Genomic DNA, 25,415 nt, shown 5'->3' with positions numbered 1-25,415 from the left:
GCAGATTATATATTAGCTCGTTAGGAGAGGACGGCTTGGACTTTAAAATACGTAAGATGGAAGAAAAAGATATTAATCAAGTTCAACAAGTAGCTATAATAAGTTGGCATACTACGTATAACGGAATTATTCCTGTGCATGTACAAGATGATTTTTTACGCAGTGCGTATAGCAACGAAATGCTCCAGCATCGGTTGCGAAACTCTCTAATGTTAGTATCGGCTGTAAAAGATAAAATAGTTGGATTTGCAAACGTTTCTCTTCTAAAAGAAAAAATGAAAGCGGAACTAGCGGCTATATATATTTATCCTGAGTACCAGGGAATTGGTATCGGAACACAATTATTAGAAGAAGCGATTCATTGTTTATCTGGCGTTAAAGAGATTTATATAAACGTAGAAAAAGAAAATACGATTGGGAAAACATTTTATGAAGCTAAGGGTTTTAAGTTAATCGATGAATTCGATGATAACTTTGATGGTCATGTATTAAAAACAATTCGAATGCGATTGAAATTGTAGTAATACGGACAAATAAAGTGCCTAGTTAGAATGAGCCGTCATCCAAAAAAAGTTAGAGTGAAATCTAATTTTGGGGTTCAGACCAAAAGCTTAGGCACTTTATTTGTTCATTATGTAAGTTCTTTATAATCAAGCACAGTCCCTGTTTTGGCATCTACCATAAATTCTAGTTGTCTGTCATCGGATAATGTAAGCCCACCCGTGTACACAGAATAGGACAGCTTTTGGTTAGTGAACTCTTCTGGAAACATTTGAATCCAAGAACCTGTTATAGTACCAACTTCAGATAACGCGTTTTTGGCAAGTTTTAAAGCTTTTTCTCCCGAGATAAAATCCTTGTTTTTCAAACGTTCTTGAAGTAACACTGCTCCCGCTATTCCTATACCTATTCCAAATGCAAATCGTCTCCAACCCATTTCACATACCTCCATTTATAATTATATATAACCTATTAGTGTCTTAAGTATGTCAATCATTTAGGAATGCAGAAATTTTAAAATAACTGACTAGCTCTAGGGAACCTGTACCTATATCGAAGAGAATAGTTGGCAACCGGATGTCGCAACTGCGGGGGCTAGCCAATATCTCATAGAGTTGTAATGATTTTAGATGTTGCCGTATTAATCTATACAAAACGTCACTTTCTTCTTTTATATTATAACTAAATGCGCATCAATTAACATGTGTGGAAACGTAATCTATACTAATGGTACAATACTATTTATACATAATCAAAATATAAGGAGTGTCACGATGAATCAAGAGACGTTACAACTATTTAAGACGCTAACAGAATTACCAGGAGCGCCTGGGAATGAACATCAAGTACGTAAATTCATGAGAAGTGAACTTGAAAAATATAGTGAAGAGATTTTACAAGACCGTCTAGGAAGCATTTTTGGTGTGAAACGAGGAAATACAAATGGGCCAACCATTATAGTTGCAGGTCATATGGATGAAGTAGGCTTTATGGTTACTTCCATTACTGAGAATGGAATGATCCGCTTTCAAACTCTAGGAGGTTGGTGGAGCCAAGTTTTGCTTGCTCAACGTGTTCAAATTATCACGCCTAATGGTCCAGTAGTTGGTGTGATTAGCTCCATTCCACCACATCTTTTAGAAGAAGCACAAAGAAGTAAGCCAATGGATATTAAAAATATGCTTATTGATATTGGTGCTGATGATAAAGAAGATGCGATCAAGATTGGTATAAAGCCAGGGCAACAAATAGTACCGGAAAGTACATTTACACCGATGGCTAATGATAAGAAGATATTGGCAAAAGCATGGGATAACCGATATGGCTGTGGTTTAGCAATTGAATTATTAAAAGAGGTACATAATCAGGAGTTGCCTAACGTTCTATATTCTGGTGCAACTGTTCAAGAGGAAGTTGGATTACGTGGTGCACAAACAGCAGCTACGATGATCAAACCGGACATCTTTTTTGCTCTAGATGCTAGTCCTGCTAACGACATGTCTGGCAAAAAAGATGCTTTTGGTCAGCTTGGAAAAGGTGCATTGCTGCGTATTTTTGATAGATCAATGATTACACATCGTGGTATGCGTGAATTTGTATTAGATATGGCAGAAACGCATAACATCCCTTATCAATATTTTGTATCTGCAGGGGGAACGGATGCAGGACGTGTTCACCTATCTAATGAAGGTGTACCATCAGCAGTTGTTGGTATTTGCTCACGTTATATTCATACCCATGCCTCAATCGTTCACGTCGATGATTATGCGGCAGCAAAAGAGTTGCTAGTTAAGCTCGTAACTTCAGCTGATCAAACAACCGTTAATTCTATTAAGCAAAATTCTTAAACAACGAAACACGTACGAGTCTGTCATAACAGGCTCGTTTTCTTTCATGAAAATATGAGAAAGGACCACAAGTAACTATGAAAATAGCAATTGGATCATTAAATCCTGCAAAAGTGAATGCAATTAAAGGTGTATGGAAAAGTGATGATATACAGTTTGTCCCTACTGACGTTCCTTCGGGTGTCGCTGCACAACCATTAAATGATACTGAAACGATAGAAGGAGCTATAAATCGAGCGATAAATAGTAAAAAGAAGGTCGGCGCCTCTATTGGTATTGGTCTAGAAGGTGGGGTATGTGAAACTCCCTATGGTTTATTTTTAATTAATTGGGGCGCGTTAGTCTATCAAGATGAAGAGCCGATCGTGGCAGGCGGCGCTCGCATTCAATTGCCTGCTGAAGTAGCGATGGAGGTCCGTAAAGGAACAGAGCTAGGCATTGTGATGGATGCTTATACTAAGAAGGATTTAGTTCGTCATCATGAAGGGGCAGTTGGAATCTTTACAAATGGACTTATTAACAGATCTGAAATGTTTACGCACGTAACGAAACTATTAGTAGGGCAATATGAATATAAACAATTAAATATGAATCAAAAATAACTTAGGGAGAATACCCTAAGTTATTTTTATTAGGTTTTATTGCTCTGCATACACGTAAGCTAGTCCTTGAACGGCTTGTTCAATTGTGTCAACTGTTACATCGGCTTTGTTGGATAGCTCTTTTAATGGATGATGTAATGAAGCAGGACGAATTAGTATCAACGGCGTCCCTTTTTCTATAGCTGTACTTGCATCCATTGCTGTGTTCCATTGGCGATACTTTTCTCCGAAAAATGCAATAACAATATCAGCTTTGTTGAGTAAAATTTCTGTTCGTAAGTTGTTAAACTGGGAAGCTGTGTCATCTTTTATAATATTATTAGGTTGTGTTCCAAGTATCTCTTCACCAATTTGATCTGATCGGTCATGATTTTCCATCGGGCCAACAAACGTTAAGGGTAGATTCATGTCAGCAGCTTTTTGCTTAAAAGTTGTGCGCCAATCAGTATGTATTTCGCCTGCAAGATACACAATTAATTCCATATTAATCTCTCCTCATACAGTATTTAGTAATATCTTAGCATAATTATGTCACAATTTCTTGCAACTAAGTTCTTGTAAGTCCCTCCTTAAAAAGGTAAGATTGAAAATGGGAGTGAAGTAACTATGACTAAACGATTACTAGTTTCCTTGATTTTTATGATAACAATTCTAACAGGATGTTCATTACCTGTAGATGAAGCAGCTGAAGAAGCATATGAAACCTTTGAGGAAATAATAACAGCAGAACCTGAAGAAACTAACTTTGAGAATGATGTGCTAAAAGCATACATACCGAAGGATTTTACTACTGAAGAAGAATCAGAAAATAATATTATCCTTTCAGATTCTTCGATAACAGCAGTTCTATTTGTTAATCCTCATGAAGATTTACTTAGTCAAGTAGCATATGAGACGTTAATGGACAGTGAAGAAGATCCATTGTATGTAAAGACAATGGAACAAGACGACATGTTTAGCTATATCGTTATTACAGAGGCTGATAAATCACTTTATGATGTTACTGTCGGTATTGGCGGAGTGAAACTATCAACTCAGATGAAAGCTCGAAAAATTACAGGATACGCTGACGAATTTGCAACAATAGTCAGGTCAGTAACGTATGATGTTATAGACACAGATAAATAATGCCACAAAAGAAGACTCCAACAAGTCTTCTTTTTTTTGCAATTGAGCATCTTTTAGCTAGGGGATTTCTCACGCAATATTACTTTCGTTTTGTTTGAAGGGCTGTTGTTGACCGGAAACAAGTGACGCTTCTGAAAAAGTATGCTAATTTTCTAAGCAGTGTTAATTTGAGTCCTATCTCCAAGAGAGCAAAATATTATGTCGAATCTTACAAGGAAGAAGGAAAGCAGCGGTTCACGGTACTCTGTCCTAGAAAAGTAAGCCGGGAAACTACTGGGCATTTAAAAGCACGAAATTGGTAATTTTCAATGCTGTTTGATATGATTCGGCTAAGTGATATTTATTTGGAGGAGATAAAATGAAAGAATTACAATCTATAGAGCAATATAATTCAATTATAAATGAAAAAGTTATTTTGTTATTTTCAGCGCAATGGTGTCCGGATTGCCGAGTGATTGAACCGTTTTTATCAGAGCTAGAGGAAGAATTTGCAGCATACGATTTTTATTATGTTGACCGCGATCAATTTATTGATCTTTGTCAGCAATTAGATGTGTTCGGCATCCCAAGCTTTATTGCATTTGAAAATAGCAATGAGCTTGGCCGTTTTGTTAGCAAGGATAGAAAAACGAAAGAAGAAATCCAACAGTTTATTCGTGGTTTAAAGGAATAGCAGGAGGTTATATTTTGAATACAAAACAAATTAAAGATATGCTTGTTGCTCAACTAGATAGAGATGACTGGACTTATAGGTATGACGCTAAAAAAGATACACTTCGAATTGAAGATACTCATACAAAAAAAGGAATAACAGTATCTTTACCCAATATTGTTGCGAAATGGGAACAAAATGGCGAAGCAGCAATTGATGAAGTGGTGTACTACATAACAGAAGCGTTAACAGTTATGAATGAGGAACTACAATTAAATGGTAAGGAAAAACACATCTTCCCTGTTATTCGTTCTACTTCATTTCCAGACAAATCAAATGAAGAAGTACCTTTATTATATGATGATCATACAGCTGAAACTCGTATATATTATGCTGTTGATTTAGGGAAAACATATCGTTTAATTGATGAAAGCTTACTAGCACGAGAAAATTGGGATCGTGAAAGACTTCGTGAAGTAGCTAGGTTTAATGTACGGTCATTAGAAATGCCATTTAAAAAAGATGAAGTGGCCGGAAATGTTTTTTATTTTATTAACACGAATGATGGATATGATGCTAGTAGAATTCTCCATGAAAAATTCTTAAAGAACTTTAGTGAGAAAGTGGAAGGTGAGTTTGCTATTGCTACACCTCACCAAGATGTACTAATTTTGGCTGATATACGTAATGATACGGGGTATGACGTGTTAGCGCAGATGGCGATGAGCTTCTTTGCAAGTGGCCGTGTACCTATTACTGCCTTGCCATTTTTATATGAAGATGGGAATTTAGAGCCAATCTTTATTTTAGCGAAAAATAAACAATCAGAGTAAGAAGTTGCTATGCTCAGCAGCTTCTTTTTTAACGTGAAGAGCATAAAAATTCTGTACATAGATAAGTGCTAAAGCAAAACCATTTCTATACTTGCTTTTCATATCCATAAAATCTGCTAAAATATAACGTATACGAAGTAAGAAAGAGTGGAATTTGGATGAATTGGTTTAGAAAATTATTTAGTACTCCAGAAGATGAAAATTATAATAATTTAAATAAAGAGCCTGAAAAGATGCGAAATGAGAATGAAAAAGCCAGTGTGAAAATGGCTTATGAATATCCAAAAGGAACATTTCGCTTTCCAATCATACCTGACGAGGAACCAGGTGTGATGCATGATAAACATAAAAGTAAAAGTAAAAGTAAGGATTTGAAGCAACAGAAGGAGTATACACAACCGTACCAAGCGGTGAATGTGAACAAACACGCACAAGCGCAAAAGAAAGAGAAAAAATCCTTTAAAAGAACAGAGGTTCCATCTCCGATATATGGGTTTGCACCGCGTAAACAAACGAATACTGAAGATGAATATTTTAAAAAAGATAATAAAGAAAAAGATTTCGAGGATTTTGATACACAAAGGCTCGAGAACGTAGTGTCTTCGTTCCAAGAAAATAAACATACTCAAGATAACGTACAGATTGAGTCTGAAGTTAAACTAAAAATAAGTGAAGAAAAACAAATACACCATAATGAAAAAGAGGACTTTGTTAATCACGAAGAAGATAACAATACTCAGCACTTTGTTGAGTTTGAACCTGAACCGTCAACAGATACACTTAATAACGCAGCGAACAACGATGCAGACGATACCACAGCGAACAGTGATGTAGACGAACTGATAGATGATGTAACTATAGCTGATAAATATTATGAGAATGAGAAAGAACAAACGGAGCCCGAACTGACACAAGCTCCTGTTTTAAAGCAGGAGACCGAATCAGAGAATGAAGGAACTAGCCCAGCTAGAATGTTTAGTAATTCGATGGACGAATCAAGTGACGTTAATCATCTAAATCATGGTACTAATGAAATAACGCAGGATGATGGACTGAACGAGGAAGAAACACACACTACAAACAATGAGGAAGGCAAACACACTACCTCTAGGCCGAGAGCTATCCCTTATAATGTTATTATGTTAAAAAAGGACCGTGAAAGTATAAATCAGCGAACTTCTCGTCCAAGTGAACAAAACCAACACGATAGTTATAAATTCCCAAGTTTAAATACGTTAACGGCTGCCCCGGTGAATACGGAGGGAGACGCTGAGTGGATTAATAATCAACGTGTATTATTAGAGGAAACCTTATTCAATTTTAATGTCCGCGCAAATGTAGTGAATGTCACTCAAGGTCCAGCTGTTACTCGCTTTGAGGTTCAACCAGAGCCTGGTGTCAAAGTTAACAAAATAACAAACTTATCTGATGACATCAAACTGAGTTTATCTGCGAAAGACATTCGAATTGAAGCACCGATTCCAGGAAAAAACACAATCGGAATTGAAGTTCCAAATCGTACAAGCAAGCCAGTGTTTTTACGAGAGATTTTAGAAGCAGCTGTATTTAAAGAAAGCAGTTCTCCATTAACAGTTGCGATGGGACTTGATATTGCTGGAAACCCGATTGTTACAGATATTCATAAAATGCCTCACGGTTTAATTGCTGGCGCAACAGGATCAGGAAAAAGTGTATGTATTAATACGATGCTTGTTAGTTTAATATATAAAGCAAAGCCACAAGATGTACGCTTATTATTAATTGACCCGAAAATGGTAGAGCTTGCCCCGTATAATAATATTCCGCATCTAGCTAGCCCAGTGATAACAGATGTAAAGGCAGCCACTGCCGCCTTAAAGTGGGCAGTAGAAGAAATGGAACGACGCTATGAGCTCTTTGCGCATGCAGGTGTGAGGGACATTAAACGATTTAACGAACTCGCACGTGAAAAAGGTAAAAGAGAAGAGCATTTACCGTATTTAGTGATAATAATTGATGAGTTAGCAGATTTAATGATGGTTGCTCCTGGTGATGTAGAAGAGGCTATTGCAAGAATTGCTCAAAAAGCACGTGCTTGTGGTATCCACCTTTTAGTCGCAACACAGAGACCATCTGTTGATGTTATAACTGGTTTAATTAAAGCCAATATACCTACACGGGTTGCCTTCTCAGTGTCCAGCCAAGTGGATTCACGAACAATAATTGATATAAGTGGCGCTGAAAAGTTACTTGGTAAAGGTGATATGTTATTCTTAGAAAATGGAGCATCAAAACCTGTTCGCCTTCAAGGGTGCTTTGTGAATGACCAAGAAATTGATGAAATTGTTTCTTTTGCAAAAAAACAGGGTAGTCCTAATTTTATGTTTACTCAAGAAGAAATGTTGAAGAAAACAATAGAGTCTCCCCAAATGGATGACGAACTGTATACGGAAGCGTGTGAGTTTGTTTTAGAGCAAGGTGGTGCTTCAACTTCATCATTGCAACGTCGTTTTCGCATAGGCTATAATCGTGCGGCACGTCTCATAGACATGATGGAGGAGCAAGGGATTATTTCAGAAAATCGCGGTAGTAAGCCGCGTGATATTCTTATAGATGAAACTGAGTTAGCCGAAAAACTAGAGACACAGCAGTGATATAATATACTACATTTTTATTCAAAGGAGCTTCGTGATGAAGGAAATAGAACTAAAGATGCAAGGTAAAATTAAACGGCTCACAAATCGAACTTTTAAGTTTGATCACCGCGTACGAGATGGTTGGTTTTCTGCCGTTTATTTTTTAAAAACAAGAGATATTGCTAAAGAATATAAGCCGGATAATGTCGTTACGATGCAGTTTTTTCAAAAAGAGAATGCTGTTTTATGTGGGACTGATGAGGTAATTGCTTTAATTAAAGAATTTGCAGATGATCCTGACAATCTTGATATCTACTCATTAAAGGATGGAGACAAGATTGCTCCGTTTGAGACTGTATTAACAATTACCGGTCCGTATCAAAATTTTGGATATTTGGAAGGGATTATTGACGGTATTTTAGCAAGGCGGACATCTGTTGCAACGAATGTGTACAACGTTGTAAAAGCAGCCGGTATTTCAGGAGTGCAAAAGCCTGTTATCTTTATGGGTGATAGAGACGACCATTTTACACAGCAAGCTGGAGATGGCTATGCGGCGTACATTGGAGGCTCCTCCGCTCAAGCCACACATGCTATGAGTGAATGGTGGGGAAAAAAAGGAATGGGTACAATGCCACATGCATTGATTCAATTATTTGATGGTGACATAGTTAAAGCCTCACAAGCCTACCATGAAATGTTCCCAGAGGATGACTTAATGGTGCTTGTAGACTATAACAATGATGTCATTACGGATGCGCTTCGTGTTGCACGTGAATTTAAAGATAAACTAAAGGCAGTTCGAGTAGATACATCTCGTACGATGATTGATCAATATTTTGTTCGTCATCCTGAAGTGTTAGGGACGTTTGATCCGCGAGGTGTGAATGCTCCGCTCATTTTCGCCTTAAGAGATACATTAAATAGCGAAGGTTACAACCATGTGAAAATTGTTGTAACGGGTGGATTTAATGAAAGGCGAATTGAGGAATTTGAAAAGCAGAATGTACCTGTAGACATTTACGGAGTAGGTAGCAGTTTGTTGAAAATAAACATTGGCTTCACAGGCGATAATGTAAAATTAAATGGTAAAGATCAGGCGAAGGCAGGTCGTCGTTACCGTCCTAACGCAAGACTTGAAAAAGTTGAGTAAGACCTTTTTTAAAATGTAAATAGGTTCATACAAGTTGGAAAAACTGATAGTAAAGGACTATCAGTTTTTCATTTGTTTAAAACATAGAAAATATGACAGGAGAATAGGCCTGTATGAAATACATAGTGTTTGTTAAGCAATAATGTTATAATAGTACAGTGTGTAAAAAAATTAGATGCAATAATATATTTTTTACTTGATACGTATTATAACAATACATTCATCATCTACGAAAAGTGATGTTTAAAAAGAGGGTACAACATTTAAGCTATTATGATGTTGTATATGGAGAAATTCATTAAAGATACAGTCTCTTTACATATTTCCTCTTTTATTAGCCTAAAGTTTTTTGGGTTTAATCATGGCAAAAATAGATGAACGTCATATACTGTCAACAGATAGACGACGAATGCTGGAGGTTCTCGTATGACTGTTTACCACTTTGTTGGAATTAAAGGCACTGGCATGAGCGCCTTAGCTCAAGTGCTACACGATATGAAACTTGAAGTGCAAGGGTCTGATGTAAATAAACGATTCTTCACACAACAAGCTTTGGAAGAAAAAGGTATTTGCATTCTTCCGTTTGATAAAGAAAATATTAAACCAGACTTTACTGTTATTGCAGGAAATGCATTTCCTGATAATCATGAGGAAATTGTGGCGGCGAAGGAACTAGGCGCACCTGTAATAAGGTATCACGAGTTTTTGGGCGCCTTTATGAAGAAATTCACGAGCGTTGCTGTTTCAGGTGCTCATGGAAAAACCTCTACAACGGGGTTGCTTGCGCATGTAATATCTGGAGCCAAACCAACTTCTTTTTTAATTGGAGATGGAACAGGTAGAGGAACAGAGAATAGCGAATATTTTATTTTTGAGGCATGTGAATATAGACGTCATTTTTTATCATATCACCCTGATTATGCTATCATGACAAATATTGATTTTGATCACCCTGATTACTTCTCGAATGTTGATGATGTATTTAGTGCATTTCAAGAAATGGCTTGGCAAGTTAATAAAGGAATCATTGCTTGTGGTGACGATGAACACTTACAGCGAATACAAGCAAAGGTACCCGTTATGTTTTATGGGTTTAACGAAGACAACGATTTTCAGGCACAAAACATTGTGAAGTCGACTGAGGGTACTACTTTTGATGTGTTTGTTCGCAACACTTTTTTTGCTAGCTTTTTTATTCCGGCTTATGGTAATCATAATGTCTTAAATTCATTAGCTGTGATTGCACTATGCCATTATGAGGATATTGACGTGGAAACAATCCAAAGTAGATTGAAAACACACAAAGGTGTGAAGCGTCGTTTTACAGAAAAGAAAGTAGGAAATCAAATTTTAATTGACGATTATGCTCATCATCCAACGGAAATATCCGCAACGATTGAAGCAGCTCGTCAAAAATATCCTGATCGAGAAATTGTAGCTGTATTTCAACCACACACTTATAGCCGAACGCAAACATTTTTAAACGATTTTGCAGTAAGCTTGCGACAAGCTGATCAAACGTACTTGTGCGACATATTTGGATCTGCACGTGAGCATGCTGGGAAATTATCAATACATGATTTACAGCAACTAATAGATAAATCAGAGATTATTGAGGAAGCTGATATGTCTATTCTTCGCACTCATAAAGATGGAGTCATTATTTTTATGGGAGCGGGAGATGTTCAAAAGTTCCAAGTAGCATATGAGACGCTATTGCAATCATAACAAAACAGACTAGCCACTCTTAAGTTGGCTAGTCTGTTTTTTAATAATATCTTATTTTAAGTTCTCAGGGTTTAGACTCTCTAGTTCAGGGATAACAAATCTACCATCTTTACGAATCAGCACACCATCAAAGTATATTTCTCCTCCACCGTATTCTGGGCGCTGAATGTTAACCATATCCCAATGAATATCAGAATTGTTACCGTTATAAGCATCTTCGTATGCCTGACCTGGTGTGAAATGGAAGCTGCCATCAATTTTTTCATCAAACAGAATATCCTGCATAGGATGCTGAATGAATGGGTTCACGCCAATTGCAAATTCACCAATGTAACGTGCGCCTTCATCTGTGTTGAAAATATTATTAATGCGGTCGCTATCGTTAGCTGCTGCTTCGATTATTTGTCCATCCTTAAATGTCAATGTAACATTTTCGAACGTAAACCCTTGATATGGAGATGGAGTATTATATGTAATAGTACCATTTACAGAGTTACGAACAGGAGCTGTATATACTTCTCCATCTGGAATATTCATTTCTCCAGCACACTTAATAGCTGGAATGTCTTTAATCGAAAAAGTAAGGTCTGTACCTGATCCAGTAATTCTGACCTCATCCGTTTTATTCATTAATTCCACTAAAGAATCCATAGCACGATTCATTTTACCGTAATCTAAGTTACACACATTAAAGTAAAAGTCTTCAAATGCTTCTGTACTCATTTTAGCTAACTGAGCCATCGAGTTAGTTGGATATCGTAATACAACCCACTTTGTTTTTGGGACGCGAATTTCTCTATGTACTTTTTTTCCAACAGTTCGTCCTTCTACTTTTATTTTTTCATCAGGTACATCGGATAGTTCGCTAATATTGTCACCTGCACGTAATCCTATGTAAGCATCCATGTTGCTCATAACATTCGCCTCGAAATTTGCTATCATGTTGTAGTGCTCTTCTTGTGCCCCCATTAACAATGCTCTATCAACCTGTCTGTCTTTTAATGACACAAACGGGTAGCCACCTGCTTCATATGCTTCCTTCACAAGTGCGATTACAAGCTCCCGCTGTAAACCAAAGTTTTCGATTAGTACTTTTTCTCCGGGTTGCAAACGAACTGAATAGTTTATTAAATTTTTAGCTAATGTTTCAATTCTAGGGTCCTTCATGAACAAACCTCCCATTTTTATGTATACTCTTATTGTACCCGAAATATTTTATAATGTTTAACGTTTTTCTTATGCAGGAAAAACACAATGTATGTCGAAGTGTTAATAATGTTTAAGTTTGTAATTTTAGGGTAGTAAAAAGCAGTAGGATAGGGGGCATATCATGATTATCATTGTTTACATAAGCGTAGCGGTCATTGCATTAGCTTTCTTAATTTTAGTTATTTATTTAGCTAGAACTTTACGTTCTATGCAAACAACATTCCAACAAGTATCCAGTACAATTGATTCGTTTGATAAGCAATTGAAGGGGATTACAGAAGAAACTACATCTCTATTAAAAAAAACGAATGGACTGGCCGATGATTTACAAAAAAAATCAGAACAATTGAACACTGTAATAAAATCTGTTGAAGAGTTTGGTGGTACGATTAGTCGTGTTAATTCTTCTATGCAGGAAATGACCGATAAGTTTATGAAGCAATTGGACATTCAAAAGGATACATTTTCTAAATTAGTAGATGTCACTCATACAGCTATGGAAATGTGGGAAAGCTTAAAAGAAAAAAGAAACCAAAGAGAAGATAATAAAAAAATTAGCTAGGAGGTAGTTACATGAGTAAACAAGACTCTAGCATGAAGGACTTTATGACAGGACTTGTGGTTGGTGGGGCTATTGGAGCATTTGCGACTTGGATGCTTACATCTAAGAACAGCAAAAACTTAAATGAACTAGTTGACGACAACTTTAAAAAGCGAGCTAGCGAATTAGCCGAAACTGTTCGTGATGCCGGTATAGTTCTAGTTGATGCGGCGCGTAAGTCTAAACAAAGCAACGAAAGTACACCAGAAAACGAAGAATTAGCAGAAGCAGTGGATGAACAGGTTACTATATCACTAAAGAAACATACTGGCTCAGATGATCTCGCTGAAAAATTAGAAAGCACTAAAAAAGCATTTGAGGACGCAGAGAAAACTGTTAAACAGTAATGTTTGTTATAATTAGCGGTGAAGTGCTATGATATCTTCACCGCTAATTTTTTTATTTAAGGAGGTAGTTTATGTCATCAACTAAAGTAACAACACAAGCAGAACTAGAACAGCTTATTCAAGAGCATGGAAAATTACTTGTTATAAAACATAGCTTAACATGTCCCGTCAGTGGGCAAGCATTTTCTGAGTATGAATCATTCACGAAGTCAAACTCAGAAGTGGTGAGCGCATATTTATATGTGCAAGAGGCTCGTCCTTTGTCTAATTATATTGCTGAGACATATAATATAAAACACGAGTCACCACAAGCGTTACTAATTAAAGAGGACGAAGTTGTGTGGCACACATCTCACTGGAAGATTACAACTAAATCATTAGAAGAAGCTGTAAAATAGAGAACAGTTACACTTCTCAATTCATTTAGAGGAGAGCACATCATTAATAAACATGATGTGCTATTTTCTTTATGATGCGTTTTTTTTTTTTTCTCGATATATTATGGCGAAAAACTGTATAATATTGGTTTGGATTTACTATAATAATTTTGTTGTAAACACTAAAGAGTTACTTTATTTAATATCATAATATAGATTCTAAGTCAGAAATATTTTTGGGGGAGGGTAATATGATTACCTCAGTTGAGTTAGTATCACTTAATATAGGTAAACCTAAACAGATAAAAGCAAATGATACAGAGTTTATTTCAAGCGTTGGGAGAAGTAAAGTTACAAAAGCATTTCTAACGGAGAACGGCTTTGTTGGCGATTCTGTTCAATATAAATCACATGGGGGACCTGAACGTGCGGTCTTGTTTTATTGTGCGGACCATTATGAAAAATGGGGTGCAGAATATAATAAGCAGTTTATCATCCCTGGATTTGGTGAAAATATCACTATTAAAGGATTATCAGAGGAAATTGTGAAAATCGGTGATGTTTTGAAGATAGGAGAAACCATTGTACAAATTTCTCAACCTCGAATTCCTTGCAGCAATTTGTCTAATTATAATGAGGAGAATTCCTTACTTAAACGACTTGTTGAAACGGGTTATACTGGCTATTTAGGACGTGTATTAAAAGAAGGCTGGATTGATGAGCAGACCTCTATCGAACTCGTAGAGAGTCCTGAACAATCCATGACAATATTAGAAGCGAATCATATATTCTTCCATGATAAAAAGAATAAAGAGCGGATGGAGCAGCTTCTCGCTATACCAACATTGGCAAAAGAATGGCAAGATCATATACGTAAAAGATTGGACAAGTTATAATGACTTAACTAGAAAGTTAGTGTAAATATGAGCTAACTTTCTTTTTTATTCATGAGAGGTTAACACCGTACTCGGTGCCATCTTCGGTATTTTTACAATTCATCACTATTTATTCTTTTATATGTTTGAGTTCGTTAATACAACTTTGGTTGTAAAAGATGTGAAAAAACTTCTTCCAGAAGAAGAAGTTTTTAAATTATTCTCTTTCTAAAGGTAAAGTCATACAACGGATTCCACCGCCACCTTTTTCCATTTCAGTCACTTCAATTGGTATGAGTTTTTTCTTAGAAAGCTTAGGATGATCTTTAAAGATGTTTTGGTTTGTTTGTTTACTAATAAGTAACGTGTCGGGATTGAGATTTAAGAAATTAATATCAGGAATCGTTTTATATTGTTCAATCCAATGTACATCAAATCCATGTCTATTCAAAAACTCTTGAACCATATTAAACTTTACACTTGTTTCAGTTAAGACCATTACAGGAAAATAGCGTATGTAGCTTTTTGATATTACAACATCAGATGCGGCAACATTTAGGTTCATGTCCAGGTGTAATGTGCTCGCAGTTCTCGGTAGGTCTATAATACCTATTTCAGAAAATCCTGCTTTGAAAATTAGATCCTTTATTTTTTCTACACTCGTGATAGTAGTACGCATGCCAACATTGATAAAAATGGCATCCTTGCTTAATACGATAACGTCTCCAAATTCTAAAGATTTAAGGTTATTGTTTTCGTTGATTAAAAATTGATCTTTAAACCATTCTTTTAATAAAAGATGAACCTGGATATACTCAGGTTTTCTCATTGATGTACCTGGCTCACCTGGTAATATCATATTACCAAAAACACAGGCTATGTCTCGTACAAAGATACGGTTTATTAATTGTTCATTTAATCTTTTATCTTCCTCAGATAAATAATCTGTGTAATGTATAACGTTAACTCCCTCTGCTTTTAACGCACCTGATAAATTTTCGAAGTTTTCATGTGTTTTCTCTTGATCAACGGGACCGTTCCATTGGACAAGAGTTGCTGTTTTATGGTCAGGTACATCAAGAGCAGAGGGTGGGCATAACATGACTGTTTTTAACTGATCATGTTCCGAATAGGCTCGTGGTGTTATATTGATCAATTGTTTCAGACCCCTTTTTTTTCATATTGGCTTACTTTTATCGTTACCATGAATAAGGAAAACATTCAAAAAAAGTCCTCCCATTATACTTGCTTAAATTGCCAAAAGATTTGTAGGAAAGAATCGAGCAGAAAAGAAAATAATATATCCGTAACAAATTTTCTTTTAGGGAGGAATTAGAGTGCAACAACAATACACCCAACAAAGACCAATGAATATGCCACAGTCTAATCAAATGTCAAACCAAATGAATCACGGTGGCCATGAAGTATTTGATCTTCATGAAGTTTTATCAGGAATGATTAATGTTTTAGATCAATTTATGATGTTCCGAATGTTTGTGAAAGACCAAGAGTTGCTAGACATTTTAGACCGTCAATACAACTTTATTTTAGATCAATACAATATTACATGTGAATGTTTCTCAACTGGGCAAGATCCATCTCATCCGACTAAAAAATATATGATGAGACAAAACAACACTGTAACGTATGGTTTGAAACCTAGTCAGCCTAAAAAGCCTAATCAATCGGTTGCAGACATTAAAGACAAAGGAATTTCAGGTCATATGCTTGGTTTAATTAAGTCAACAGCCTCTTTATTGACTATGACTTCTCTGGAAGTAACAAATCCAGTAGTTAGACGCGTGATGGCTGACAGTATTCCTAATTATGTTGAGATGGCATATGAAATTTTCTTATATCAAAATAAGCAGCACTACTATCAAGTGCCTCAATTAAATCAGCAAGATATGACACAAATGACTTCAGGCTTTACACCGTTTACAGGCCAGCCTCAAATGCCTAATCCCGGTTTTAATTACAGAAGCTAGAATCTTTTTTCTTAAGACAGAAGGTGAAAATGACTCCCTTCTGTCTTTTAACATTTATGAGGAAGTGGAACTTTTTCGTCCTGAAATTTGTGACTTATGGAATATTTAATGGAGTAAACGTGAAATAGTGAGTACTTAAGAGAGTGATTTGCGTTTTTTTTTATTGAATGAGTTTATTAAAGTATGTGTGGTTAAGTCATGAATCTTTGTCGGATTCGTGTCATATTATGTTATTCGGTGTCGAAGGTTGTAGGTGCCTGGCACGCTCAAAAGTAGAGGACTTAAAAAGCCAGTTGTATCAACTGTTCAAAAATTGTCGTTACATGTCGGTGCCAGGCACCGACATATAACGACAAATTATTGTATCCATTCTAGAGGAATTACCAATAATCTTACAGACAAGAGCAATTCTTAAAGCCACTTTATATGAATCTTATCTCCAGCATTTAGGATTGTGTCAAACCCAACCTCTTCGTTATTTCTCAAGAGTAAAAACTGACTGTTGCTTGTTTGAGGTATTGAAATATCGACATATCGGAAGATGTCCTGGAAAATAAATGGCTCGTAATGATTTTCTTCAATTGTTAAATTGTCACCAGGATAAATGCGATCTTCAGCTCTTAATAAAAGATTATCCCGGTACACTTTGTGCATTACTTTTTCTAACGTAATCAACTGATCCTCAAAAAATACTTGTAACGTACAATTTAAATCTATTTCCAGCTTTGCACTAATTTCTTCGAGCGTTGGTATGTAAGTGTGTGTGATAGAAATATGATCATTGTTAGAGTAATGAGACAATAAATTTACCTTTTTGCCATTTAATAATACTGAGCTTGACCATTCTAGAATGTCGTATGTTTTGTGATTTAGTGTGACAGTAAACTGCTGTTGATTGTTTACTGTTTGTTCTAGTTTTACAAAGTTCAATAAATCTTTAATAGTTTTTGGAAAGACATATGTTATGTGATCGTGATCTTGTACTTGTATAGTTGCTTCCACAATCTTATCGTTTTGATAAATAACGGGCTTTACATCATATCTAGTGTCATTCACATATACCGTCTTTACAGATACATCCTCTAAAAGTTCATTGATAGTAATGCTTGCGCATTGTCCATCTGTACCTCTTTCAACAGTTAGGGCGTCTCCATTATGAACAATGTCTTCTAACGAGCAAGGTTCTCCGTTTTTCAATAGAACGGGAGGGTGACCATATGTTCCTGGAATAGTAACTTGTTGATTGTTAATTTTTACAATAATAGCCTGGCCGGGTTTACCATAAAGCTTATTAAGCTTTACTCCAGCACTTAATAAGCAATCGCCAACTGATAATTGCTGTAGTTGAAACATTCTAACCGTTCTCTCATTTACATCAACCGTGATGTATTGGATGGGATTTTGTTTTGCCGCAATTGCAATACCAATTGGTGTAACCCACTCTGGGCCTTTTACCATATCTTTGTCATATTGAAGGTTTTGAATCGCATCTATGCCACGAACGGCTACACGGTTCTCTGGTAATTGTAGTTTTTCAGCAATTGTCCTAGGAAGGTCAGGAGTTAAACTACCTCCCCCAACAAGCATAACTGCTTTTGGAGGCTTCTGATTATTTAATAGTAATATTTCATCACTAATAGCAGATGCCAGCCTATCTATAGCATATGAGATTTTATCAATAACCTCATCTCGAATTATTTCCGTTTCGAAGCCTAAAATGTCTGTGATAGTTATTGTTGATTGAAGATACAAATCACGCTTTGCTTTTTCTGCCAACGGAAAATCAAGTAAATATTCATCACTAACAGCTTCGGTTATCTCATCTCCGGCAATAGGTACCATCCCATAAGCAACAACAGTGCCTTCATCAGTTATAGCAATATCAGAAGTCCCTGCTCCTATATCTACTAAAGCTACATTCAAACGTCGCATAGTCTGAGGTATTAATACGTTAATGGCAGCTATCGGCTCTAGTGTGAGTGCCTCCATTTCAAGATCGGTTCTGTGCAATGCAGCTAGCAAAGACTCTACAACTACTTTCGGTAAAAAAGTAGCAATCACTTCAACGCTAGCATATTCCCCTTGTTGGTCGATTAAGTTACCGATTGCAGCTTCATCTAGCTGATAATGTATAACTGAGTAGCCAACACAATAGTAGTTATAGCTCTTTTCAAGCTTGTCCTTTTCAGCGAGCTGATGCTGTGCTTGCTGAACAGCAGATAATTCTAAATGAATGATGTCTTCTTTCTTTATCATGGGCTTCCCAGATATGTTCACTGAAAACTTAGCTCTTTCTGTTCGCAATGAACGACCAGCAGCAGCTACACAAACTTTTTGTAATACGCCATGCCTTTTCTCTAGCTCATCCTTAATCTTACATATTACTTGTGATACAGCTAGTACATCATGTATTTGACCATCTAGCATAGCACGTTCGCTGTGCTCTTGAGCAATTAAATCTATGACTTTGTACTGACCTTCATATTCTTCTAGTACTATACCGACAACAGAACGTGTACCAATATCTAAAGCAAATAGTGGTGTGTTCTTGCTCATTATCATGCACCTACTTTATCTATTTCTCATATACTATTAAATCACTGTTTTCACATACATGAATCTGATGTAATGCTTTATCGCTTAAAAGCGTTTAATTAATAAAGAAATAATTCGTGACATTGAATTTATTATCGTTTATAATAAACTCTAACTTAATAAGAAATGTAACATAAAAGTTAAATGGTCGCTATAGGAATTGAAAAATCCATAAAGACTGTTCTATTTAAAGGGGAGATGATGAGATGAGTAATGCTGAGTTAGATGCACTTCGACAGCAAGTTGACGACATTAATATTCAACTTTTAAGGTTAATTAGTGAGCGTGCTAAGTTAGTTCAAGACATCGGTCATATTAAAGAAACACAAGGTACGAGCCGTTTCGATCCAGTTCGTGAACGTGAGATGCTTGATTTAATACTTGAAAATAATGAAGGACCGTTTGAAAATTCAACGTTACTTCATATTTTTAAAGAAATCTTTAAGGCTGGCTTAGAACTTCAGAAGGATGACCATCGCAAAGCATTATTGGTTTCACGTAAGAAAAAACCAGATGACACTATTGTAAACATTAAAGGGGAATTAATTGGGGATGGCAAGCCTCATTTTGTGATGGGACCTTGTGCGGTAGAGAGCTATGAACAGGTTGCTGAAGTAGCGAAGGCAGTAAAGGCACAGGGCATTAAGTTGTTACGTGGAGGCGCATTTAAGCCGCGTACATCTCCGTATGACTTCCAAGGATTAGGTTTAGAAGGTTTAAAAATATTGAAACAAGTAGCAAAAGAATATGACCTAGCTGTGATTAGTGAAATAGTAAATCCTGCTGACATTGAAGTTGCTGTTGATTATATTGATGTTATCCAAATCGGAGCACGCAACATGCAAAACTTTGAACTGCTTAAGGCGGCTGGGGCTGTTAATAAGCCTGTCTTGTTAAAGCGTGGCCTAGCAGCAACCATTGACGAGTTTATTAATGCAGCAGAATATATTATTGCTCAAGGTAACGGGAACATAATTTTATGTGAGCGTGGTATTCGTACTTATGAAAGAGCAACACGTAATACTTTAGATATTTCAGCCGTGCCAATATTGAAAAAAGAAACACATTTACCGGTTATGGTAGACGTCACGCATTCTACCGGTCGACGCGATTTATTGTTGCCTACTGCGAAGGCGGCCCTTGCTATTGGTGCAGATGGTGTGATGGCAGAAGTGCACCCAGATCCAGCAGTCGCACTATCTGATTCAGCACAACAGATGAACATTGAGCAGTTTAATGAATTTATGACCAACTTAAAGCAAATGGCGTCTAGTTTACAGTATAGATAAAAATAGATAAAAATCAGAAAGCGCTAGGTGTCCGTATGAGGCCGAGGCGCAAACGGTTTAAGTTGTTTGCTGACATTTCCGGTTGGACCGAGGCGACCAAGGAAAAAAAATTTATGATCCACGAGAGGGTCTGCCAATACATCTGAAATTCCCTACACAATTAGAAAACTCCCCTATTGCTGGGGAGTTTTTTGTGTAATGAATGTCTGTACGAGTAATCTTTTGCTATTGGGTGCCTATGGTAATATTTATGTTGTTTAATAAGTAATTCAAATAATAGAACCATTATTATAAGATTACTAATTAATTTGTTCATAACAGGGGAATCTTACATAAATAAACTCGAAAAATGTCGTTAATTATTTTGTAAAACGTTGCCCAAGCTATCATTGTGTCGTATGATAATTACATATGAAAAAGAATTTTATTACTGAGTTCATTTACATACTAAAAACTAATCTTATCAAGGAGTGAGGATATAATGAATATTACAATATATGACGTTGCAAGAGAAGCCAATGTCTCCATGGCAACAGTATCACGTGTTGTTAATGGAAATCCAAATGTCAAACCTACTACGAGGAAAAAAGTCCAGGATGCGATTGAGCGATTGGGATACCGCCCAAATGCAGTCGCGCGTGGGTTAGCTAGTAAAAAAACAACAACTGTTGGTGTTATTATCCCAGATATCTCAAGTATCTTTTTTGCTGAACTAGCTCGCGGAATTGAAGATATTGCTACTATGTACAAATATAATATTATTTTAAGTAATTCAGATCAAAACAAAGACAAAGAATTGCATCTATTAAATACAATGCTTGGAAAACAGGTGGATGGAATTATTTTCATGGGTGGCCATATAACACCTGAGCATGTAGCAGAGTTCGAGAAATCACCAGTACCAATAGTTATATCTGCTTCAATGGAAGAATCTAATACTATTCCTTCTGTAAATATTGACTATGCGCAAGCAGCAGAAGATGTTGTAACGTATTTAATTGAAAAAGGACATACAAAAATTGGCTATGTTGCAGGCCCGTTAGCTGACTCTATTAATGAAAAATTGAAGTTTGCAGGGTATAAAGCAGCATTAGATAAAGCAGGTGTTCATTTAGATGAATCACTTGTCATTGAAGGTGATTATACTCACGATTCTGGTATCGAAGCTATTGAGAACTTACTAAATGGGGATACTGTACCAACTGTAGTTTTTGCAGCAAACGATGAAATGGCGTTAGGTGTGATTCATGGTGCTCAAGACCAGAATTACATCATCCCTGATCAGTTAGAGGTTATTGGATTTGATAATACTAGACTTGCAACTATGGTACGTCCACAACTGACAACAGTTGTACAGCCAATGTATGATATTGGAGCTGTTTCCATGAGATTACTAACAAAGTATATGAATAAAGAACAGGTAGAAGATCACTGTGTTGTTTTACCACATAGAATTGAATTTAGGCACTCAACAAAATAAAAAACTAGCCGATATATAGAGTAAGATAAATTTTATAATCTTATTCTTAAGTGGCCAATATACGGTCCTAAAGAAAATTCACAAGGTCGTTATATAGGGAGAGGGCTATGAAAAAATCAGACATTTTTACTCCTATTGGGCTAGTACTTGGCATTATTATGATTTCATTCGGTATTATTAGTGGTGGCGGAGCATCAGGATTTTTATTCTTTATTGATATCGCTTCTATTGTTATCGTTATAGGTGGAACGATTGCAGGACTGCTAACGAGCTTTCCACTAAATGCTATGAAATCATTACCAAAGGTTATTAAGCAAGCGTTTAGTGTGGACAACCATGACTTGCGAACTCTTATCCAAACGTTTGTAACTCTATCAGAAAAAGCAAGAAGAGAAGGACTTTTGGCTCTTGAAGCAGAGATTGAAAATGTAGAGGACAAATTTATTAAGAAAGGTGTTCTTTTAGCAATTGACGGGATAGAGCCTGATGTTATTAATGACATCATGAACGCAGAAATAATTGCGATGGAAGAACGTCATTCTAAAGGCCGTAATATTCTTGAAAAAGGTGGAGAAATAGCTCCATCTTGGGGAATGATTGGGACACTTGTAGGACTTGTTCTAATGCTTCAAAACTTAGATGATCCGGCCTCTTTAGGTCCTAACATGGCTATAGCAATATTAACAACGTTATATGGATCGTTACTAGCTAACGTTTTCTTTATTCCTATGGCAAATAAGCTAGCACTAAAAACCGAACAAGAGGTTTTTTATAAGCAGGTTATTATTGAAGGTGTAATCGGAGTTCAATCTGGCCAGAATCCAAAAGTACTTGAGGAAAAATTAAGTGCATTTTTATCTGATGAAGAACAAGCAAAAGCTGGCAACGATGAAGTGCTAGAGCAAGAGGAGCTAGTGACAAATGAAGCGTAGAGAGGGAAAGAAAGCTAAGAGTAAGGGTGCTCCACTGTGGATGGTAACCTTTTCTGACTTAGTAACGCTCATACTAGTGTTCTTTGTTTTATTATTTTCAGTGTCACAAATTGATGTTATTAAATTACAGGCCGTTGCTGAATCTTTTAGAGAACGACAAATCTTTCAGTTTTATCCTTCACCTGTACCTTTTGAGAATCCTTCTGAGCAGACTGTTATCGATCGATCTAATAGTGATACCGATACAAAGGCTGGAAACGAAGATACTATAAATGATAATAGAGAACAGGCGAAGGATGAGACGACGACAAATGATCAGTCACAAAGTGAGGACGAGTCGTTAGAAAACCTTCTTACGGATGTGCAAGATTTTTTAGATACTAACGATTTAAATGATGTTATATTAGCGTCAAGAACAGAGCGTGGAGTCGTCTTAGTACTGCAAGAAAATGTATTATTTAATTCTGGTGATGCGAACTTATTGCCATCTGCCCTACCATTTTTAGAAAAGGTTGGGACGCTACTTTCTAATATACCAAATGAAGTGAAGGTAGAGGGACACACAGATAATCGCCCCATTACCACAGCTAAATATCCATCGAATTGGGAGTTGTCTGCTGCAAGATCGAGTAGTGTGATACGATATTTACTTGCAAATAATAACCTATCACCGGATCGTTTCGTTGCAGTTGGATACGGTGATACTGCACCTGTAGTGCCTAATATAAGCCCGGAAAATTGGCAGATAAACCGCAGAGTTGAAATCGTTATAACGAATTCAGATTCTAGCAATGAGTAAGCGCAGACTCAAGAGAGTTCTGCGCTTGTTTGCGTCCTAATTATGTTGCTTTGCTGCTATGGTTCCTGATAGGTAGTAATGCTTTTGTTACAGTCTGTGCATTTTTTTCGGTAATTTCAGAGCGACGTGGAATTGGTTTGTAAATGTCATGTTTATCTTCCCACTCACATGCCATTTTGACAGGAGCTTGTAGTTGCCACTTAGACAACCAATTAGCTGGAAGGGGACCGTTTATATTACGTTCGTTCATCATCTCAAGCCAAATAAATGACCAAGCTCTTGGAACAACTCGCCAAATATCGTATCCGCCACCCCCAACTGCAATCCATCTTCCATCACAGTGTTTATGTGCTATTTCATGAGCCAACTTAGGAATTTCACGATATATTTTTATTGTTGATGATAGATGTGTGAGAGGGTCATAATAATGAGAATCTGCTCCGTTTTGAGTAAATATTATGTCTGGCTTAAAAAAGTCAGCTACCTCACGCAGTGCTGTTGAATAGGTATCTAGCCAGGAATCATCCTCTGTAAAAGCATCTACAGGAATGTTAAAAGAAAACCCATACCCCTTTCCTTGACCTCGTTCATTTACGTTTCCGGTACCTGGAAACAAATAGCGTCCTGTTTCATGAATTGAAAACGTACAAACATCAGGATCATCATAAAAAGACCACTGCACACCATCCCCATGATGAGCATCAGTATCTACGTAAAGTACTCGGAGACCATATTTTTCTTGAATGTATTTAATGGCAACAGAGCTATCATTGTATATACAAAAGCCTGATGCCTTCCCCCGAAAGCCATGGTGAAGGCCACCCCCTAAGTTGAGAGCATGTGTCGCTTGCCCACTTAAAACACTATCGACTGCTGTTAATGTGCCTCCGACTAGCCAAGCACTAGCTTCATGCATATTAGGGAATATCGGGACATCTTCTGTTCCTAGTCCGTAATTCAAAGCAACTTCTTCAGACAATTCCCCTTGCCCAGCTTTTTTTACAGCCTCAATATATGCCTTATCATGAATTAATTGGAGTTCTTCATCTGTTGCCATTCGAGGGGGAATTATTTGTTCATCTGATAAAGCATTCACTTCTCGTAATAACTCGTATGTCATAGTTACACGCTTTTGATTAAATGGATGATGTTCGTTAAACTTATATGTTTCAAACTGGTCAGAATAAACAAACACGCATTTCTCACTCATGATAAGACTCCGGTACACTAGGCCATAATACTGTATAGCCTTCTTGTTTTAAGCCAGCTATGATTTTTAATGGATTTATAGTTTGCACACGAAAAACAAGAATTTTGTATCGTTCATCCTTATCAGGATATACAAGAACACTTGATATATTTGTATTCAAGTCGCGAAAAACTGTTGCGACCTCGCAAAGCATACCAGCCTTATTTTTAACTTTAACCTCGATATGTGAGCTTGGCTGATGAGCACCAGTTAATTGAACCAAAGTATGAAGCATATCTGTCTCAGTTACGATACCTACAACCATTCCGTCTTTCACAATAGGTAGACAACTAATGCGATGTTCATAAAATAATGCAGCAACTTCTTCAACAAAATCAAGTGGGCTGCCTGTAATAACATCTGTTGTCATTAATGATTGTAAAGGTTGTTGTAAGTCATCGGCAAATTCGTTAGTGTGGAAAATGGAAGGACTTGCGTCGCGAACATCTCTATCAGAAATAATTCCGACGAGTTTATTATCTTCGTTAATAATTGGGACGTGACGGATTCGTTTTGAATTCATAAGTTCAATAGCCGTTGCTATTGTGTCGGTAGGTGTTAAACAAGCAACTTCTGTTTTCATTATTTCTTCTATAATCATACAAAATTCCTCCC

General features: G+C 36.6%; 25 protein-coding genes. 18 read left to right on the top strand and 7 right to left on the bottom strand.

The window, feature by feature from the left end; all coding sequences use genetic code 11:
* Nucleotides 1-35 precede the first annotated feature (35 nt).
* Nucleotides 36-521 (top strand): GNAT family N-acetyltransferase, encoded by a 486-nt coding sequence (locus EJF36_RS15725; protein ID WP_125907228.1) that lies wholly within the window; start codon nucleotides 36-38, stop codon nucleotides 519-521.
* A 110-nt stretch (nucleotides 522-631) separates the two neighbouring features.
* Here EJF36_RS15725 and EJF36_RS15720 read toward each other — a convergent pair whose 3' ends face one another.
* Nucleotides 632-937, bottom strand: coding sequence for a PepSY domain-containing protein (locus tag EJF36_RS15720; RefSeq protein ID WP_125907227.1), 306 nt, complete (start codon nucleotides 935-937; stop codon nucleotides 632-634).
* Between the two features lie 337 nt (nucleotides 938-1,274).
* Here EJF36_RS15720 and EJF36_RS15715 point away from each other — a divergent pair, with 337 nt between their 5' ends.
* Both EJF36_RS15715 and EJF36_RS15710 read left to right on the top strand, forming a co-directional pair.
* Nucleotides 1,275-2,348, top strand: coding sequence for a M42 family metallopeptidase (locus EJF36_RS15715; protein WP_125907226.1), 1,074 nt, complete (start codon nucleotides 1,275-1,277; stop codon nucleotides 2,346-2,348).
* Between the two features lie 77 nt (nucleotides 2,349-2,425).
* Complete coding sequence (locus tag EJF36_RS15710) at nucleotides 2,426-2,950, top strand: DUF84 family protein (RefSeq protein ID WP_125907225.1); 525 nt, start codon at nucleotides 2,426-2,428, stop codon at nucleotides 2,948-2,950.
* 36 nt (nucleotides 2,951-2,986) lie between these two features.
* On the opposite strand, the gene EJF36_RS15705 is transcribed toward EJF36_RS15710, so the two are convergent.
* Nucleotides 2,987-3,433: a YtoQ family protein gene (locus EJF36_RS15705; RefSeq protein WP_125907224.1), complete on the bottom strand. Its 447-nt coding sequence runs from the start codon at nucleotides 3,431-3,433 to the stop codon at nucleotides 2,987-2,989.
* Between the two features lie 123 nt (nucleotides 3,434-3,556).
* Here EJF36_RS15705 and EJF36_RS15700 point away from each other — a divergent pair, with 123 nt between their 5' ends.
* The 6 genes from EJF36_RS15700 (at nucleotide 3,557) to murC (ending at nucleotide 11,059) form a co-directional block, all read left to right on the top strand.
* The gene (locus EJF36_RS15700; protein WP_125907223.1) at nucleotides 3,557-4,078 is read left to right on the top strand and encodes a hypothetical protein; all 522 of its coding nucleotides are present in this window, start codon (nucleotides 3,557-3,559) and stop codon (nucleotides 4,076-4,078) included.
* Nucleotides 4,079-4,436: 358 nt separating this feature from the next.
* Nucleotides 4,437-4,751, top strand: coding sequence for a thioredoxin family protein (locus EJF36_RS15695; protein WP_125907222.1), 315 nt, complete (start codon nucleotides 4,437-4,439; stop codon nucleotides 4,749-4,751).
* Nucleotides 4,752-4,765: 14 nt separating this feature from the next.
* Nucleotides 4,766-5,563, top strand: a complete 798-nt coding sequence (locus tag EJF36_RS15690; RefSeq protein ID WP_125907221.1) for a DUF1444 domain-containing protein — start codon at nucleotides 4,766-4,768, stop codon at nucleotides 5,561-5,563.
* 158 nt (nucleotides 5,564-5,721) lie between these two features.
* Nucleotides 5,722-8,196, top strand: coding sequence for a DNA translocase FtsK (locus EJF36_RS15685; RefSeq protein ID WP_125907220.1), 2,475 nt, complete (start codon nucleotides 5,722-5,724; stop codon nucleotides 8,194-8,196).
* A 37-nt stretch (nucleotides 8,197-8,233) separates the two neighbouring features.
* A complete protein-coding gene (locus EJF36_RS15680) occupies nucleotides 8,234-9,331 on the top strand; it encodes a nicotinate phosphoribosyltransferase (RefSeq protein ID WP_125907219.1) in 1,098 nt (365 codons plus the stop codon).
* A 426-nt stretch (nucleotides 9,332-9,757) separates the two neighbouring features.
* Nucleotides 9,758-11,059, top strand: coding sequence for a UDP-N-acetylmuramate--L-alanine ligase (gene murC, locus EJF36_RS15675; protein ID WP_125907218.1), 1,302 nt, complete (start codon nucleotides 9,758-9,760; stop codon nucleotides 11,057-11,059).
* 51 nt (nucleotides 11,060-11,110) lie between these two features.
* On the opposite strand, the gene EJF36_RS15670 is transcribed toward murC, so the two are convergent.
* Complete coding sequence (locus EJF36_RS15670; protein ID WP_125907217.1) at nucleotides 11,111-12,226, bottom strand: aminopeptidase; 1,116 nt, start codon at nucleotides 12,224-12,226, stop codon at nucleotides 11,111-11,113.
* A 163-nt stretch (nucleotides 12,227-12,389) separates the two neighbouring features.
* Here EJF36_RS15670 and EJF36_RS15665 point away from each other — a divergent pair, with 163 nt between their 5' ends.
* The 4 genes from EJF36_RS15665 to EJF36_RS15650 all read left to right on the top strand — a co-directional run bounded on the left by EJF36_RS15665 (nucleotide 12,390) and on the right by EJF36_RS15650 (nucleotide 14,489).
* The gene (locus tag EJF36_RS15665; protein WP_125907216.1) at nucleotides 12,390-12,830 is read left to right on the top strand and encodes a DUF948 domain-containing protein; all 441 of its coding nucleotides are present in this window, start codon (nucleotides 12,390-12,392) and stop codon (nucleotides 12,828-12,830) included.
* A gap of 11 nt (nucleotides 12,831-12,841) precedes the next feature.
* A complete protein-coding gene (locus EJF36_RS15660) occupies nucleotides 12,842-13,216 on the top strand; it encodes a hypothetical protein (RefSeq protein WP_125907215.1) in 375 nt (124 codons plus the stop codon).
* A 71-nt stretch (nucleotides 13,217-13,287) separates the two neighbouring features.
* Complete coding sequence (ytxJ, locus tag EJF36_RS15655) at nucleotides 13,288-13,614, top strand: bacillithiol system redox-active protein YtxJ (protein WP_125907214.1); 327 nt, start codon at nucleotides 13,288-13,290, stop codon at nucleotides 13,612-13,614.
* A gap of 230 nt (nucleotides 13,615-13,844) precedes the next feature.
* A complete protein-coding gene (locus tag EJF36_RS15650) occupies nucleotides 13,845-14,489 on the top strand; it encodes an MOSC domain-containing protein (protein WP_125907213.1) in 645 nt (214 codons plus the stop codon).
* Between the two features lie 196 nt (nucleotides 14,490-14,685).
* Here the strand turns inward: EJF36_RS15650 and EJF36_RS15645 are convergent, their stop codons facing one another.
* On the bottom strand, nucleotides 14,686-15,624 hold the full coding sequence (locus EJF36_RS15645; RefSeq protein ID WP_125907212.1) for an arginine deiminase family protein: 939 nt from the start codon (nucleotides 15,622-15,624) through the stop codon (nucleotides 14,686-14,688).
* A gap of 211 nt (nucleotides 15,625-15,835) precedes the next feature.
* Here EJF36_RS15645 and EJF36_RS15640 point away from each other — a divergent pair, with 211 nt between their 5' ends.
* Nucleotides 15,836-16,456 carry a spore coat protein gene (locus EJF36_RS15640; protein ID WP_125908413.1) on the top strand — a complete coding sequence of 207 codons (621 nt, stop codon included), beginning with the start codon at nucleotides 15,836-15,838 and terminating at the stop codon, nucleotides 16,454-16,456.
* 411 nt (nucleotides 16,457-16,867) lie between these two features.
* On the opposite strand, the gene EJF36_RS15635 is transcribed toward EJF36_RS15640, so the two are convergent.
* Entirely contained in the window at nucleotides 16,868-19,012 is a 2,145-nt protein-coding gene (locus EJF36_RS15635) for a cell division protein FtsA (protein WP_125907211.1), read from the bottom strand.
* Nucleotides 19,013-19,257: 245 nt separating this feature from the next.
* On the opposite strand from EJF36_RS15635, the gene EJF36_RS15630 reads away from it, so the two are divergent.
* The 4 genes from EJF36_RS15630 (at nucleotide 19,258) to motS (ending at nucleotide 23,551) form a co-directional block, all read left to right on the top strand.
* Nucleotides 19,258-20,340: a bifunctional 3-deoxy-7-phosphoheptulonate synthase/chorismate mutase gene (locus tag EJF36_RS15630; protein WP_125907210.1), complete on the top strand. Its 1,083-nt coding sequence runs from the start codon at nucleotides 19,258-19,260 to the stop codon at nucleotides 20,338-20,340.
* A gap of 481 nt (nucleotides 20,341-20,821) precedes the next feature.
* Nucleotides 20,822-21,820 carry a catabolite control protein A gene (ccpA, locus tag EJF36_RS15625; protein WP_125907209.1) on the top strand — a complete coding sequence of 333 codons (999 nt, stop codon included), beginning with the start codon at nucleotides 20,822-20,824 and terminating at the stop codon, nucleotides 21,818-21,820.
* A gap of 107 nt (nucleotides 21,821-21,927) precedes the next feature.
* A complete protein-coding gene (motP, locus tag EJF36_RS15620; RefSeq protein ID WP_125907208.1) occupies nucleotides 21,928-22,752 on the top strand; it encodes a flagellar motor protein MotP in 825 nt (274 codons plus the stop codon).
* The gene (motS, locus tag EJF36_RS15615; protein WP_125907207.1) at nucleotides 22,742-23,551 is read left to right on the top strand and encodes a flagellar motor protein MotS; all 810 of its coding nucleotides are present in this window, start codon (nucleotides 22,742-22,744) and stop codon (nucleotides 23,549-23,551) included. The genes motP and motS overlap by 11 nt, the downstream gene beginning before the upstream one ends.
* A gap of 40 nt (nucleotides 23,552-23,591) precedes the next feature.
* On the opposite strand, the gene EJF36_RS15610 is transcribed toward motS, so the two are convergent.
* A complete protein-coding gene (locus tag EJF36_RS15610) occupies nucleotides 23,592-24,761 on the bottom strand; it encodes an acetoin utilization protein AcuC (protein ID WP_125907206.1) in 1,170 nt (389 codons plus the stop codon).
* Nucleotides 24,754-25,401 (bottom strand): acetoin utilization AcuB family protein, encoded by a 648-nt coding sequence (locus tag EJF36_RS15605; RefSeq protein WP_125907205.1) that lies wholly within the window; start codon nucleotides 25,399-25,401, stop codon nucleotides 24,754-24,756. The genes EJF36_RS15610 and EJF36_RS15605 overlap by 8 nt, the downstream gene beginning before the upstream one ends.
* Nucleotides 25,402-25,415 lie beyond the last annotated feature (14 nt).

The sequence above is a fragment of the Bacillus sp. HMF5848 genome (genome assembly GCF_003944835.1).
In the GTDB taxonomy this organism is placed as follows: Bacteria; Bacillota; Bacilli; order Bacillales; family HMF5848; genus HMF5848.
The sequence above is the reverse complement of the archived record's forward strand: the minus strand, read 5'-3'. Positions and strand labels throughout refer to the sequence as shown.

Excerpts from the sequence above, each read along its gene's own strand:
- EJF36_RS15660 (WP_125907215.1), top strand. The coding sequence starts at position 12,842 with ATGAGTAAACAAGACTCTAGCATGAAGGACTTTATGACAGGACTTGTG.
- EJF36_RS15605 (WP_125907205.1), bottom strand. The coding sequence starts at position 25,401 with ATGATTATAGAAGAAATAATGAAAACAGAAGTTGCTTGTTTAACACCT.
- EJF36_RS15610 (WP_125907206.1), bottom strand. The coding sequence starts at position 24,761 with ATGAGTGAGAAATGCGTGTTTGTTTATTCTGACCAGTTTGAAACATAT.
- EJF36_RS15720 (WP_125907227.1), bottom strand. The coding sequence starts at position 937 with ATGGGTTGGAGACGATTTGCATTTGGAATAGGTATAGGAATAGCGGGA.
- EJF36_RS15700 (WP_125907223.1), top strand. The coding sequence starts at position 3,557 with ATGACTAAACGATTACTAGTTTCCTTGATTTTTATGATAACAATTCTA.
- EJF36_RS15705 (WP_125907224.1), bottom strand. The coding sequence starts at position 3,433 with ATGGAATTAATTGTGTATCTTGCAGGCGAAATACATACTGATTGGCGC.
- EJF36_RS15710 (WP_125907225.1), top strand. The coding sequence starts at position 2,426 with ATGAAAATAGCAATTGGATCATTAAATCCTGCAAAAGTGAATGCAATT.
- EJF36_RS15715 (WP_125907226.1), top strand. The coding sequence starts at position 1,275 with ATGAATCAAGAGACGTTACAACTATTTAAGACGCTAACAGAATTACCA.
- EJF36_RS15695 (WP_125907222.1), top strand. The coding sequence starts at position 4,437 with ATGAAAGAATTACAATCTATAGAGCAATATAATTCAATTATAAATGAA.
- EJF36_RS15635 (WP_125907211.1), bottom strand. The coding sequence starts at position 19,012 with ATGAGCAAGAACACACCACTATTTGCTTTAGATATTGGTACACGTTCT.
- EJF36_RS15685 (WP_125907220.1), top strand. The coding sequence starts at position 5,722 with ATGAATTGGTTTAGAAAATTATTTAGTACTCCAGAAGATGAAAATTAT.
- EJF36_RS15670 (WP_125907217.1), bottom strand. The coding sequence starts at position 12,226 with ATGAAGGACCCTAGAATTGAAACATTAGCTAAAAATTTAATAAACTAT.
- EJF36_RS15665 (WP_125907216.1), top strand. The coding sequence starts at position 12,390 with ATGATTATCATTGTTTACATAAGCGTAGCGGTCATTGCATTAGCTTTC.
- motP (WP_125907208.1), top strand. The coding sequence starts at position 21,928 with ATGAAAAAATCAGACATTTTTACTCCTATTGGGCTAGTACTTGGCATT.
- ccpA (WP_125907209.1), top strand. The coding sequence starts at position 20,822 with ATGAATATTACAATATATGACGTTGCAAGAGAAGCCAATGTCTCCATG.
- ytxJ (WP_125907214.1), top strand. The coding sequence starts at position 13,288 with ATGTCATCAACTAAAGTAACAACACAAGCAGAACTAGAACAGCTTATT.
- EJF36_RS15630 (WP_125907210.1), top strand. The coding sequence starts at position 19,258 with ATGAGTAATGCTGAGTTAGATGCACTTCGACAGCAAGTTGACGACATT.
- EJF36_RS15640 (WP_125908413.1), top strand. The coding sequence starts at position 15,836 with ATGAATATGCCACAGTCTAATCAAATGTCAAACCAAATGAATCACGGT.
- EJF36_RS15680 (WP_125907219.1), top strand. The coding sequence starts at position 8,234 with ATGAAGGAAATAGAACTAAAGATGCAAGGTAAAATTAAACGGCTCACA.
- motS (WP_125907207.1), top strand. The coding sequence starts at position 22,742 with ATGAAGCGTAGAGAGGGAAAGAAAGCTAAGAGTAAGGGTGCTCCACTG.
- EJF36_RS15650 (WP_125907213.1), top strand. The coding sequence starts at position 13,845 with ATGATTACCTCAGTTGAGTTAGTATCACTTAATATAGGTAAACCTAAA.
- murC (WP_125907218.1), top strand. The coding sequence starts at position 9,758 with ATGACTGTTTACCACTTTGTTGGAATTAAAGGCACTGGCATGAGCGCC.